At 68.9% G+C, this 13,409-nt stretch carries 12 protein-coding genes; 7 read left to right on the top strand and 5 right to left on the bottom strand.

Annotated elements, in window-relative coordinates:
* The first annotated feature begins 130 nt into the window (after nt 1-130).
* Complete coding sequence (locus tag QF035_RS29910) at nt 131-982, top strand: helix-turn-helix domain-containing protein (RefSeq protein ID WP_307523610.1); 852 nt, start codon at nt 131-133, stop codon at nt 980-982.
* 182 nt (nt 983-1,164) lie between these two features.
* Here QF035_RS29910 and QF035_RS29905 read toward each other — a convergent pair whose 3' ends face one another.
* Together QF035_RS29905 and QF035_RS29900 are read right to left on the bottom strand one after the other, a co-directional pair.
* Nucleotides 1,165-1,677 carry a hypothetical protein gene (locus tag QF035_RS29905; protein WP_307523609.1) on the bottom strand — a complete coding sequence of 171 codons (513 nt, stop codon included), beginning with the start codon at nt 1,675-1,677 and terminating at the stop codon, nt 1,165-1,167.
* Between the two features lie 150 nt (nt 1,678-1,827).
* Nucleotides 1,828-2,268 (bottom strand): ester cyclase, encoded by a 441-nt coding sequence (locus tag QF035_RS29900; RefSeq protein ID WP_307523608.1) that lies wholly within the window; start codon nt 2,266-2,268, stop codon nt 1,828-1,830.
* A gap of 201 nt (nt 2,269-2,469) precedes the next feature.
* Here QF035_RS29900 and QF035_RS29895 point away from each other — a divergent pair, with 201 nt between their 5' ends.
* Together QF035_RS29895 and QF035_RS29890 are read left to right on the top strand one after the other, a co-directional pair.
* Nucleotides 2,470-3,255 carry an SDR family NAD(P)-dependent oxidoreductase gene (locus QF035_RS29895; protein ID WP_307523607.1) on the top strand — a complete coding sequence of 262 codons (786 nt, stop codon included), beginning with the start codon at nt 2,470-2,472 and terminating at the stop codon, nt 3,253-3,255.
* Nucleotides 3,255-3,443 carry a hypothetical protein gene (locus tag QF035_RS29890; protein WP_307523606.1) on the top strand — a complete coding sequence of 63 codons (189 nt, stop codon included), beginning with the start codon at nt 3,255-3,257 and terminating at the stop codon, nt 3,441-3,443. Before QF035_RS29895 ends, QF035_RS29890 begins: the two co-directional genes overlap by 1 nt.
* 54 nt (nt 3,444-3,497) lie before the next feature.
* Here QF035_RS29890 and QF035_RS29885 read toward each other — a convergent pair whose 3' ends face one another.
* The gene (locus QF035_RS29885; RefSeq protein WP_307523605.1) at nt 3,498-4,343 is read right to left on the bottom strand and encodes a carbohydrate deacetylase; all 846 of its coding nucleotides are present in this window, start codon (nt 4,341-4,343) and stop codon (nt 3,498-3,500) included.
* Nucleotides 4,344-4,412: 69 nt separating this feature from the next.
* The gene (locus tag QF035_RS29880; RefSeq protein WP_307523604.1) at nt 4,413-5,606 is read right to left on the bottom strand and encodes an RtcB family protein; all 1,194 of its coding nucleotides are present in this window, start codon (nt 5,604-5,606) and stop codon (nt 4,413-4,415) included.
* A gap of 217 nt (nt 5,607-5,823) precedes the next feature.
* Between QF035_RS29880 and QF035_RS29875 the strand changes: the two genes are divergently transcribed.
* The 3 genes from QF035_RS29875 (at nt 5,824) to QF035_RS29865 (ending at nt 9,245) form a co-directional block, all read left to right on the top strand.
* Nucleotides 5,824-6,681 (top strand): DUF3558 domain-containing protein, encoded by an 858-nt coding sequence (locus tag QF035_RS29875; RefSeq protein WP_307523603.1) that lies wholly within the window; start codon nt 5,824-5,826, stop codon nt 6,679-6,681.
* 148 nt (nt 6,682-6,829) lie between these two features.
* Nucleotides 6,830-7,714 carry a DUF3558 domain-containing protein gene (locus QF035_RS29870; protein ID WP_307523602.1) on the top strand — a complete coding sequence of 295 codons (885 nt, stop codon included), beginning with the start codon at nt 6,830-6,832 and terminating at the stop codon, nt 7,712-7,714.
* Between the two features lie 178 nt (nt 7,715-7,892).
* Nucleotides 7,893-9,245, top strand: a complete 1,353-nt coding sequence (locus QF035_RS29865) for a DUF2637 domain-containing protein (RefSeq protein WP_307523601.1) — start codon at nt 7,893-7,895, stop codon at nt 9,243-9,245.
* A gap of 108 nt (nt 9,246-9,353) precedes the next feature.
* On the opposite strand, the gene lysS is transcribed toward QF035_RS29865, so the two are convergent.
* Nucleotides 9,354-11,096 carry a lysine--tRNA ligase gene (gene lysS / locus QF035_RS29860; protein WP_307523600.1) on the bottom strand — a complete coding sequence of 581 codons (1,743 nt, stop codon included), beginning with the start codon at nt 11,094-11,096 and terminating at the stop codon, nt 9,354-9,356.
* A 352-nt stretch (nt 11,097-11,448) separates the two neighbouring features.
* Between lysS and argS the strand changes: the two genes are divergently transcribed.
* Nucleotides 11,449-13,230, top strand: coding sequence for an arginine--tRNA ligase (gene argS / locus QF035_RS29855; protein WP_307523599.1), 1,782 nt, complete (start codon nt 11,449-11,451; stop codon nt 13,228-13,230).
* Nucleotides 13,231-13,409 lie beyond the last annotated feature (179 nt).

Here is a 13,409-nt window from a genome sequence, read left to right as displayed (position 1 = left end):
TCCCGGCGCCCGGGCGGCCTCGACTCCCGGGCCCCGGCAACCCCGGTACGCAGGCTCGGGCAACCCCGGTACGCAGGCCCGCGGACACGCGCCCCGCGCCGTTGTCAGTGCCCCGTCCTACCATCCGGACATGGCCGCCCCACGCCGTGACATCAACCGTGACACCAGCCACGAGACCAGCCGCGACACCAGAGGCATCGTCGACGCCGCGGAGTTCCTCGCGCATGTGGACTTCCGCCGCCCCGAGCCCGCCGAGCCCCTCCGCCGTCACGTGGAGTACTACTGGCTGATCGACTGGGACCTCCCCGAGCCGTACGTCTCCCATGTGGTCCCGCACCCCGCGGTCCACGTCGTCTTCCAGCAGCTCGAGGGCCAGGACCCCTTCGTGGAGTTCGCGGGCATCCAGCTCGGGCTCTTCACACAGAAACTGGAGGGGCGGGGCCGGGTGTGCGGCATCAAGTTCCGGCCCGGCGCCTTCCACCCCTTCGCGCCGCGGCACCCGGTGTCCGACTGGACGGGAAAGCGCCTGCCCCTGACGGAGGTCCTCCCCACGGCCCGGGACGACCTCGACGCCGTGCTCACCCCGCCCGACGAGACGGCCCGGGTGGCCGCCCTCGACACGTTCCTGCTGGGCCTCGCCCCGGCCCCCGACCCCCGCGCCGACCTGGCGATGGCCCTGGTCGACACCATCCGGACCGACCGCACGATCCGCCGCGTCGCCGACTTCGCCCACGCGCAGGGCATGACGGTACGAGCGATGCAGCGCCTCTTCTCCACCTACGTCGGCGTGGGCCCCAAGTGGATCATCCTCCGCTACCGAATCCACGAGGCCCTGGAGCACGCCGAGTCCACCCCGTCCACCGACTGGGCCACCCTCGCGGCAGACCTCGGCTACGCGGACCAGGCCCACCTGATCCGCGACTTCACAGCAACGGTGGGGGTTCCCCCGACGGCGTACGCGGGCGGGGCCCAGCCGTCGTAGCCCCACCCCAGAATCCGCACCAGCTCCAGCCGGATCAGGGGCGCGGCGTGTGACACGCGCGGCTCCACCAGGCCCCATAAAGGGCGCGGTGCTCTGACACATACGGCTCCACCAAGCCCCATAAGGGGCGCGGGGAACTGCGCGACCAGCCCCCACAGGCCCGCGGACACCAGACGCTGCGTTCAGAAGACATACGTGTCCCCGGTGTCCAGCACCAGCACCTCCTGCCGGTCGTTGTGATGGTTGCGATCCACCGCACCGCCGCCCCACACCGTGTCGATGCCCAGCGTCACCTCCGAGGGCGCCCCCCTCAGCCGTACGGCCATGGTGATCGTCTCTCCCCACCCGTCCGCCGGCAGCGCACCCGTCCGGCACATCACCGTCCGCACCTCCGTCCGCGCACACCCTGCCGGCAGCCCCTGCTCGTCCGCGAGCGGCACCGACCAACGCAGCCGTACGGTCGCCTCGACGACACCGGAAGGCCCGTGGTTCTGCGGGGTCATCCGCAGATCCACACGTCCGCCGGTCATCGAGAGATGCCCGTGATAGGCGAGATCGGCCTCGGGCGCCACGGCCGCCGGTGCCGCCGGTGCCGCCGGTGCCGCCGGTGCCGCCGCAACAGTCGCAGCCGCAGTGGCGGCCGGAGAGGCCACGGCCACCACGACAGCCGCACCCAGCCCACAAAGAATCCGCATGTGTCATGTCCTCCGCGTCGACCCGTGTGTCTCCGTACGACGACCTCGTGCGTCTGACCTCGTACGTCAACGGATGTATGCCACCTGGGCCGCACGGCAGGCGCCGCCCATCAGGTGAGAGGGCGGTCGGGAGGAGCCGAGAGGGAGCGCTCAGGCCGGCAGCTCTTCGGGCAGCAGCCCCAGCTGTCCGAGGAAGTCCATCTGGTCGAAGTAGAGCCGGTAGCTGACGATCCGGCCGTCCGCGTCGACGGTCGCGAGGTCGACTCCGCGGACCCTGATCTCCTTCTGCGTGGCCGGCAGCGACTCCCCGGAGGGCAGCACCAGCGGCCCCGTGTTCTTGCCACTGAAGAAACCCTCGTCGACGGCGGTGTCGCCGATCTCGTACGAGTACACCGTCTCGAACGTCGCCTCCGGGACGGCCTCAGTCATGTGCCGCCAGTACTCGACGATGTTGTCGCGCCCGTGGATCTCTCCCTCGTCGGGCGTGACGGCGACCGCGTCCGCCGCGTAGAGCTCGGCAATGACCTTGAGATCCTGGTTCGTGGTCAGTGCCTCCGTGAGCCGGTCCATGACCTCGCGTGCCTGTCCCATGATCCACCTCCTTCACAGAGGATCACCCACCCTCGATTTTCCCACCTGCCCCGGCCCCGTGCACCAGGTCACCAGGTCACCAGGTCACCGACCGGCCGTACACCCCGCCCGCCTATCCTGGCCGGTGAAGCAATCGACCGTACGAGCGAGCGGCGGTCCCGCACCGCGGCCGCGCCCGCACCCTCCCCCGAGGAGCAGTTCATGACCGCCGCCGCATCCGCCGCACCCGCCACCGCGTCCCGCATCGCCGTCGTCACCGGCGCGAGCAGCGGAATCGGTGCCGCGACGGCCAGGCAGCTGGCGGCCGCGGGCTACCGCGTGGTCCTCACCGCCCGCCGCAAGGACCGTATCGAGGCGCTCGCGGAGGAGATCGACGCGGCGGGCGGCCAGGCGACGGCGTACACGCTGGACGTCACCGACCGCGCGGCGGTCGACGAGTTCGCGACGGCCTTCAAGAAGATCGGCGTCCTGATCAACAACGCGGGCGGCGCGCTCGGGGCCGACCCGGTCGCGTCCGGCGACCCGGCCGAATGGCGCCAGATGTACGAGACCAACGTCATCGGCACGCTGAACATCACCCAGGCCCTCCTCCCCGCCCTGACCGCGAGCGGCGACGGCACGGTGGTCGTCGTCTCCTCGACCGCCGGACACGGCACGTACGAGGGCGGCGCGGGCTATGTGGCGGCCAAGCACGCCGAGCACGTCCTCGCCGAGACCCTCCGCCTGGAGATCGTCGGCACCCCGGTCCGTGTCATCGAGATCGCCCCCGGCATGGTCAAGACGGACGAGTTCGCCCTGACCCGCTTCGGCGGCGACACGGACAAGGCCGCGAACGTCTACGCCGGCGTGGCCGAGCCGCTCACCGCCGAGGACGTCGCCGACACCATCACCTGGACGGTCACCCGTCCCTCCCACGTCAACATCGACCTCCTGGTCGTACGCCCCCGCGCGCAGGCCTCCAACACGAAGGTCCACAGGGAGCTGTGATGCCGGACGCCGACCACCAGGCTCAGGAACAGCCCGCCGCGGACCCATCCGCCCGGGACCAGGAACAACGCCGCCTGGCCCAGGAGAAGAAGGACGAACGCTACGTCTGGTGGTACCTGGCTTACTTCCTCTTCGGCATCCACCTGGTGGCGTTCGTGATGATTTACGCGGTTACGCACGCGAAGTAGGCCCGAACCCGCCCGCCGCGCGCCCCAGTTGTCAGCGACGACCGGGACCGACCGTCACCCGACATCCCGACGCCATTTCTCCCGCACACCCTGGTAGCCGACCACGAAGACCCCTTCCTCCTCGATGAGTTCACGGGCTTCGGCCGAGACGAGAAACTCGTAGTCGCTCTGCCGGACCCGCCACCCCTCGGGGTCAACGGCCCGCGACTGCGCGTCCCCCAGCCCCGGATGCACGGCCCACTCGCTCAGCCCGACCGGAAGCTCCCGCAACAGCCGCGCGTACCGCTCCGCCTTACCGTCGAGGGGCAGCGAAAAGCTGTCGAGAAAGTCATGGTCGACAACGGGCAGCCCACGCACTCGCTGCCGCCCGGCCTCCCCCCAAACCCGCACGGCAAGCCCATACTCCCCTGCCAGGGCCACGGTCAGCTCGAAAATGTCGCCGCGCCCGCCATCCAGCAGGCAATGCCAATCAAGATGGGCCGGCACCAGCCCGGCCGCGACGACAGCCTCGACCTGAGCCCGGAACTCCACCTCGACATCCTCGATGCGAGCCCGCGCCATCAACTCGGAACGCCGCTCGGGCGTATAGAGCTCCCCGTCCGCATCAACCAAGGACCCCACGTCCGCCTTCGGCGCAACGGGCCCCAGCCCATTCCGCGCCCCCACCTCACACACCAGCGAGAGATGCACCCCGAACGACACCTCGGGCCGCTCCCGCAACAACCGCATGGCCTCTTCGGTCCCACCACAGGGCACCATCAAGCTGCACGAACCAGCGATCCCACTCTCGATCGCCTCGACAACGGCGGCATTGATCCCGCGCCGCATCCCGAAGTCATCACAATTGACAATGAGGACACGGGCATCAGCGGGAAATCCCAACAACTCACTGGACAGCAATGGCAGTTCCCGTCGACGAAATGAAAAAATGAGCCCCGGGCCGACAACAGCCCGGGCCCCGCTCTTAGTTCAGCCCTTCACACACACGAACTGCTTCAGCTTCGCCACGACCTCGACGAGATCTCGCTGCTGCTCCATCACCTGGTCGATGTTCTTGTACGCCCCCGGAATCTCGTCGAGCACACCGGAGTCCTTGCGGCACTCCACACCCCGCGTCTGCTCTTCCAGATCCTTCGTCGTGAAGTGACGCTTCGCTGCATTGCGGCTCATACGCCGACCCGCGCCGTGCGACGCGGAGTTGAAGGCCCTCTCGTTACCAAGACCCTTCACGATGTACGAGCTGGTGCCCATGGAGCCCGGGATGATCCCGTACTCACCAGAGCCCGCGCGGATCGCTCCCTTCCGGGTGACCAGCAGGTCCATATCCTCGTACCGCTCCTCCGCCACATAGTTGTGGTGGCAGGAGATCTCCTGCTCGAAGGTCGGCTTCGCCTTCTTGAACTCCTTGCGGATCACGTCCTTCAAAAGACCCATCATGATCGCGCGATTGTGCTTCGCGTACTCCTGAGCCCAGTACAGATCACTTCGGTAGGCAGCCATCTGCGGAGTGTCCGAGACGAATACCGCCAGATCACGGTCTATCAGACCTTGGTTGTGAGGGAGTTTCTGAGCAATACCGATGTGATGCTCAGCCAGCTCCTTGCCGATGTTCCGAGAACCGGAGTGCAGCATGAGCCAAACAGAACCGACCGAATCGATGCACAGTTCGATCATGTGATTCCCGCTTCCGAGCGTTCCCATCTGTTTTGTGGCACGCCCCTGACGGAACTTGACCGCTTCGGCAACTCCCTCAAACCGCTCCCAGAAGTCGTCCCACCCCGCGGTAGCGAACCCGTGCAACCTCCCAGGGTCGACCGGATGCTCATGCATCCCCCGCCCCACCGGAATAGCCTGCTCGACCTTCGACCGCAGTCGGGAAAGGTCCCCCGGCAGGTCATTGGCCGTCAGAGACGTCCTGACCGCGGACATCCCGCACCCGATGTCGACCCCGACCGCCGCGGGGCACACGGCCCCCTGCATGGCGATCACGGAACCGACCGTCGCACCCTTGCCGAAGTGGACGTCCGGCATGACCGCGAGGCCCTTGATCCAGGGGAGCGTCGAGACGTTGCGGAGCTGCTGCATCGCGACGTCCTCGACCGACGCCGGGTCCGCCCACATGCGGATCGGCACCTTCGCGCCCGGCACTTCCACGTACGACATCTCGTCCTCATTCCCCCGAAAAACAAACAGAAGTCACAAATCGCAAAACCGGCACCAAGGTCAACGTTTGGGACAACGGACCGGCGTCCACGGCAGTGCGTGCGATACACATTGTCTCCAGGGGCCGCCCCCGCGCGGCAACTGAATAACCAACGCATAACCACAGGACACCCCGGTCGTGCGCCCAGCGCGGCGACCCGTCGAGAGGAGCCCCACCGTGCAGCCGAAGGCGCACGTACCCGGCGTCGCCGCGCTCCTCGCGGTGCTGCTGGCCGGCTGCACCGGTGGATCGGGCGACGACGGCACGACCGACCCGAAGCCGGGCGAGTCGGCCACGACGCCGACCGCGGCGCAGCCCGGCAAGTACCGCACGCTCCCGGAGCCGTGCGCCGCGGTGTCGCACGGCACGCTGGACTCGCTGCTGCCGGGCATCAAGCAGGTCACGGACGAGGAGCAGCGCGAGAAGGCGTACGAGGGCACGGCGACGCCCACGTACGACACGGACCGCAAGGTCGGCTGCCGCTGGAAGGCGGAGTCGACGGTGGCGACGGATCACCTGCTGGTGGACTTCGAGCGCGTGGTCTCGTACAACAACGCGGTCAGCGACGACGACCGCGCGACGGACATATACCTGACGCGGGAGACGGCGGCGGACCTTCCGGAGCCGGTCGCCTCGTCGGAGTCGTCGAATTCGCCGGATTCGCCCGATTCATCCGGCTCGTCCCCCGACGAGAGCGGGTCCCCCTCGAACAGTTCCGGTTCCGGTCCGAGCTCCGGCGCGTCGGGATCGGGCAGCGGCGACGAGAGCGGTTCCGCCACCCCCTCCGACGGCTCCACCCCCTCGGACCTCCAGCCCCGCACGCTCGACGACCTGGGCGACGAGGCGTTCCTGGACGACGCGCTGAGCGGCTCCCGGCAGCGCACGGTGACTGTGGTGTTCCGCACGTCCAACGTGGTCGTGACGATCCAGTACGACGAGCAGCCGGCGACCACGACCGACGTCCCGAGCAGCAAGGACATGCAGGACAGAGCGCGGAAACTGGCGGGTCAGCTCGCCGGGACGTTCAACGACTAGGGGCTCCCGGGAGGGGTTTCGGGCTGGGCGGAACCCGAGTCACCCGTGTCCGTTCGGCGTACCGTGGCCCCTCGGACCCGACCGAGTGCGGCCGGCCGAGGACGCGGCCGTTCGCACGCACACCCGAGCGTCTACGAGTGAAGGAACCATGCACCGACCCGCACAGCGCCAGCGACTCACCCGCATCCTTGTCGGGGCGGCCGCCGTCCCGATGATGCTCGTCGCCTCCGGCTGCTCCTCGGACTCCGGCGACGGCTCCGGCGACGACGCGAAGAAGGACTCCGGCGCCTCGGCGTCGTCGTCCGCGACGGAGGCCGGTTCGGTGGTGAAGGAGGCCGCGTACGCGAAGCTTCCGGAGCCCTGCAAGGTGTTCTCGTCGAAGACGTTGAAGGAAATGGTCCCGAAGGGCACCAAGTCCAGCAAGGAGGGCAAGTCGGGCGACGCGGCGACGCGCGGCAACTGCTCCTGGAACAGCCTGGACAACAACGGCGTGGACGGTTCGCAGTTCCGCTGGCTGAACGTGTCGCTGCTGCGTTTCGAGTCGGACGCGACCCGCGGTACGGGCGAGAAGCTGGCCTCGGAGTACTTCACCAAGCACGCCGAGGACGCCCGCTCGGTGACGGACGCGAAGAACACCAAGTCGCAGCCCCTGACGGGGATGGGCAACGAGGCGACGCTGGTGACGTACGACCTGAAGAAGAAGGAAGGCACCTTCAAGCAGCAGACGGTCGTGACGCGGGTCGAGAACGTCGTCGTGACGATCGACTACAACGGCGCGGGTCTGGCGGGCGACAAGGCCCCGAAGGTGGCCGATCTGACGAAGGCGGCCGAGAAGGCCGCCAAGGAGGCCGTGGAGGCGGTCCGGACGGCGAACGGGGCCGGCGGCGGCTCCTCGGCCGGCGGCAGCACGGCGCCGAGCAAGAGCCCCAGCCCGAGCAAGAGCGCGAGCAAGAGTGCGGGCCAGGGCTCGGACCTCGGCAAGGACTCGGGCACGAGCAAGAGCCCGAGCAAGTCGGCCACGAAGAAGGACTGACGGCCGTTCCGGAAATCCGGCCGCTGCCCAACTCGCGGCCGGACCAGGACATTTGCACCGGCCCGGCCTCCGTGGGGGCCGGGCCGGTGCCGTACTGCGCGCCCGGAGCCCGTACACATGTGCCACTCTGTTGCGCGCAACAGGTCGTCATGGGAGGGGAGTACGGGTGTCCGCGCCTATGCAGCTCACGAAGACGCACCGGATTCTCATCGGGGTGGTCGTCTTCGGAGCCGTCGTCATCGCCGGGATCGGCTTCGCCGGTTCGTACGCCGCGGTGCGCGAACTCGCCCTCCAGAAGGGCTTCGGGAAGTTCAGCTACGTCTTCCCGATCGGTATCGACGCGGGAATATGTGTCCTGCTCGCGCTCGATCTGCTCCTGACCTGGATCAGGATCCCGTTCCCGCTGCTGCGCCAGACCGCGTGGCTGCTGACGGCGGCGACGATCGCCTTCAACGGCGCCGCCGCCTGGCCGGACCCGCTGGGCGTCGGGATGCACGGTGTGATCCCGATCCTGTTCGTGGTCTCCGTGGAGGCGGCCCGTCACGCGATCGGCCGGATCGCGGACATCACGGCCGACAAGCACATGGAGGGCGTGCGCCTCACCCGCTGGCTGCTGTCCCCGCTCCCCACGTTCCTCCTCTGGCGCCGGATGAAGCTGTGGGAGCTGCGCTCCTACGAGCAGGTCATCAAGCTGGAGCAGGAGCGTCTCGTATACCAGGCCCGGCTGCGTTCGCGCTTCGGCCGCGCCTGGCGCCGCAAGGCCCCGGTCGAGTCCCTGATGCCGCTGCGGCTGGCGCGTTACGGCGTGCCCCTGGCGGAGACGGCCCCTTCGGGCCTGGCCGCGGCGGGCATCGAGCCCGCCCTGCTGCCTCCGGCACCCCGGCAGCAGACGGAGCTGGAGCGCGTGGAGGTGCCGCAGGCCGCCGTACCGCCCCAGGTGGGCCCGGGAGCGCCCCGGGACGACCAGCGCCGCCAGGACCTGGACGCCGACGGCTACCCGGTCCAGGAGCAGCAGGACCGGCGCGGGCAGCAGGAGCAGCCGGAGTACCTGGAGGAGGAGCCGGAGTCGAGCCCGTGGTTCGCTCCCCCGCAGCAGGAGATCGTCTACGAGGGCGGCTACGACCCCTCGTACGCGCCGGACCAGATGTGGGCCCAGTACGAGGCCCAGCAGGCCCAGTACGAGGCCGAGCAGCGTCAGGCGTACCAGAACGGGCAGGGGCAGGTGCTTCAGGAGTACGAGGAGCGTGAGCCCTCTCCCGAGGACACCGGCACGTTCCCCATCCCGTCGGGCCCGAACCGCACCCGCCAGCTCGGCGAGGGCGGCGGCACGCCTGCCCCGGAGCCGGACGAGGAGTCGTTCTACCAGGTCTTCAAGCAGTCGATAAACGGCAGTTACCCGACTCCGCGCGAGTTCGGTGACAACGTCGAGGCGGAGTTCCGCGTGACCCTCCCGGAGCCGGAGGCGAAGCGCCTGGTGACCCGCTTCACCAACCGCCACACGATGGAACTGGAAGAGGACCACATCGCGTAACGACCTGCGTGTGTACGTGGATGGGGGCGCCCGGAGATTCTCCGGGCGCCCCCATCGTCGTAAGACCTCGTACTGCTCGTCGCAAGACCTCGTACGGACCTCGTACGGCTACTCGCCGAGCAGCTTCCTCACCCGCTCCTGGCCCACGGCGAGGAGCAGGGTGGGCAGGCGGGGGCCGGTGTCGCGGCCGACCAGCAGGTGGTAGAGCAGGGCGAAGAAGGTGCGCTGGGCGACCTTGATCTCCGCCGGGAGCTCCTTGGGCGTGGCGTCGGCGGAGAAGCCGGCCTGGACCTTCGGGACTCCGTACACGAGGTGCGTGAGTCCGTCGAGCGACCAGTGCGAGTCGAGGCCGTCGAGGAGGAGCCGCAGCGAGGCGCGGCCCTGGTCGTCGAGGGACTTGATGAGCTCGGTGTCGGCCTCCTTGCGGACGACCGTGCGCTGGTCGGCGGGGACCTGGGTGTTGATCCAGGCCTCGGCCCTGTCGAGCCGCGGGCGGACCTCGTCGAGGGACGAGAGCGGGTCGGCGGGGTCGAGTTCGCTGAGGATGCGCAGGGTCTGGTCCTCGGCGCCGGCGGTGATGTCGGCGACGGAGGCGAGCGTGCGGTACGCCATCGGGCGGGGCGTCTTCGGGAGCTCGCCCGCGGCGGTGCCGACAGCACGCGAGTGCGCGGCGACGTCGGCCGGCAGGGCGGAGCCGTCGGCGACCTTGCCCTCCAGCTTGTCCCACTCGTCGTAGAGCCGCTGGATCTCCTGGTCGAAGGCGATCTTGAAGGACTGGTTGGGACGGCGGCGGGCGTAGAGCCAGCGGAGGATCTGCGGCTCCATGATCTTCAGCGCGTCACCGGGTGTGGGGACGCCTCCCTTGGAGGAGGACATCTTCGCCATGCCGGAGATGCCCACGAAGGCGTACATCGGCCCGATGGGCTGCTTGCCGCCGAAGATGCTCCCGACGATCTGTCCGCCGACCTGGAAGCTGGACCCGGGCGAGGAGTGGTCGACGCCGGAGGGCTCGAAGACAACACCCTCGTACGCCCAGCGCATCGGCCAGTCGACCTTCCAGACCAGCTTGCCGCGGTTGAACTCGCTGAGCCGGACGGTCTCCGAGAAGTCGCACGCGGTGCAGGTGTACGTCAGCTCGGTGGTGTCGTCGTCGTAGGCCGTGACGGTGGTGAGGTCCTTGCCGCAGTCGCCGCAGTAGGGCTTGTACGGGAAGTACCCGGCGGAGCCGGTGCCGTCGTCGTCGGCCGCCGCGCCCGACCCCTCGGCGGCTTCGAGCTCGGCCTCGTCGAGGGGCTTCTGCGACTGCTTCTTGGCCGGGGCCTTCTTGGTCCGGTACTGATCAAGGATCGCGTCGATGTCACCGCGGTGCTTCATCGCGTGCAGGATCTGCTCGCGATACGTGCCGGAGGTGTACTGCTCGGTCTGGCTGATGCCGTCGAACTCGACGCCCAGCTCGCCGAGGGCCTCGACCATGGCGGCCTTGAAGTGCTCGGCCCAGCTCGCGTACGGGGAGCCCTTCGGGGCGGGGACGGCGGTGAGGGGCCTGCCGATGTGCTCGGCCCAGGAGTCATCGACACCCACGACGCCGTTCGGCACCTTCCGATACCGGTCGTAGTCGTCCCAGGAGATGAGGTGCCTGACCTCGTGGCCCCGGCGGCGGATCTCGTCGGCGACGAGGTGCGGGGTCATGACCTCCCTGAGATTCCCGAGGTGGATGGGCCCGGACGGGGACAGTCCGGACGCGACGACGACCGGTTTGCCCGGGGCCCGACGCTCCGACTCCTCGATGACCTCATCCGCGTAACGGGAGACCCAGTCGGTGGTCTCGGTGCTCTGAGCCACGATCGGCACGTCCTTCTTTCCTCAGGAGGTGTCTTTGGCCGGCGGTACGTTTCGCACGGCTGACCGCCCCATTCTCCCAGCTAGGCCCGCATCCACGAAAACGGCTTTTCACCGCCCCCGCCGCCCCTTCCCGTTCCCGTCCCGGGGGCCGGCCCCCGAACCCCCGCTCCTCAAACGCCGGAGGGGCTGATTTCAGCCCGTCCGGCGTTTGAGGACGAGCGCGTTCAGCGCGATACGGGGGTCTGGGGGCGGAGCCCCCAGGGACGGGACGGGTAGGGGCGGCGGGGGCGGAAACTCGCTTTACCCCCATGGGATACTGGACGGATCCACCCGTACCCACGAGGAGAACGGCACCCACCCCATGGCCTCGGTCACGTCCCTCACCGCCCACGTCCACCAGCGCCTGGCGGACGCGCTCACGGCAGCCCTGCCGGAGACCGCGCCCGCGGACCCGCTGCTGCGACGCAGCGACAGGGCGGACTACCAGGCCAACGGAATCCTCGCCCTGGCGAAGAAGGCGAAGGCCAACCCGAGGGACCTCGCGACCCAGGTCGTCGACCGGATCGTCAAGGGTGACGTGATCAAGGACATCGAGGTCTCGGGCCCCGGCTTCCTGAACATCACGATCACGGACCGGGCGATCACGGAGAACCTCGCGGCGCGCGCCACGGACCCGGCGGACCGCCTCGGCGTCCCGTTCCTGGAGAACCCGGGCACGACGGTCATCGACTACGCCCAGCCGAACGTGGCGAAGGAGATGCACGTAGGCCACCTCCGCTCCGCGGTGATCGGCGACGCGGTCGTCCAGATCCTGGAGTTCGTCGGCGAGACCGTCGTCAGGCGGCACCACATCGGCGACTGGGGCACCCAGTTCGGCATGCTCATCCAGTATCTGGACGAGCACCCGCACGAGCTGGACCACGAGGCCGCCGAGGACGGCGCCGTGACGGGCGAGGAGGCGATGTCGAACCTCAACCGCCTCTACAAGGCCGCGCGCACGCACTTCGACTCCGACGAGGAGTTCAAGACGCGGGCCCGGCGCAGGGTGGTCGACCTCCAGGCGGGCGACCCGCACACCCTGGCCACCTGGCAGAAGTTCGTGGACGAGTCGAAGATCTACTTCTTCTCGGTCTTCGAGAAGCTGGACATGGAGATCCAGGACGCGGACATCGTCGGCGAGTCGGGCTACAACGACATGCTGGACGAGACGTGCCGCCTCCTCGAAGAGGCCGGCGTGGCGGTGTGGTCCGAGGGCGCCCTGTGCGTGTTCTTCGACGACGTCAAGGGTCCGGACGGCAACCCGGTCCCGCTGATCGTGAAGAAGTCGGACGGCGGCTACGGCTACGCGGCGACGGACCTCTCCGCGATCAGGAACCGCGTCTTCGACCTGAAGGCGAGCAACCTGATCTACGTGGTCGACGCCCGGCAGTCCCTGCACTTCAAGATGGTCTTCGAGACGGCACGCAGGGCGGGCTGGCTGAACGGCGCCGCGAAGGCGGAGCAGCTGGCGTTCGGCACGGTGCTGGGCAAGGACGGCAAGCCGTTCAAGACCCGTGAGGGCGAGACGATCCGGCTGGTCGACCTGCTCGACGAGGCGATCGACCGTGCCACGGCGGTGGTCCGCGAGAAGGCCGAGAAGGTGGGCCTGACCGAGGACGAGATCGTCGAGAACGGCCGGTACGTCGGGATCGGCGCCGTGAAGTACGCGGACCTGTCCACGTCGGCCGTCCGGGACTACAAGTTCGACCTGGACCAGATGGTGTCGCTGAACGGCGACACGAGCGTGTACCTCCAGTACGCGTACGCCCGTATCCAGTCGATCCTCCGCAAGGCCGGGGACGCGCGTCCGCTGGCCCACCCGGAGCTCGGACTGGCCCCGGCGGAGCGCGCGCTGGGTCTGCACCTGGACCAGTTCGGCGAGCTGCTCCTGGACGTGGCGTCGGGGTACGAGCCGCACAAGCTGGCCTCGTACCTGTACCAGCTGGCGTCGCACCTGACGACGTTCTACGACCAGTGCCATGTGCTGAGCGACGAGAACCCGAAGGAGGTCGTCGAGAACAGGCTGTTCCTCGTCGACCTGACGGCCCGCACGCTCCACCAGGGCATGGCCCTGCTCGGCATCAGGACGCCCGACCGCCTCTGACGAGGGCGAGGGCGACCTCCGAGCATCACCGGCACCGACCCGAGACCCGGGTGCGGCCCCTCACCACGGGGCCGCGCCCGGGTCTCGGCACATACGACAACCGGCCCGGCTGCTTCCCCCGTTCGGGTGAAGGAAGTTGAAGGCGTACACGACAGGCAGACGCCCGCGATAGAGGTGAC

This window comes from Streptomyces umbrinus (genome assembly GCF_030817415.1).
Taxonomy (GTDB): domain Bacteria; phylum Actinomycetota; class Actinomycetes; order Streptomycetales; family Streptomycetaceae; genus Streptomyces; species Streptomyces umbrinus_A.
This window is presented reverse-complemented; position numbering and strand designations above follow the sequence as displayed.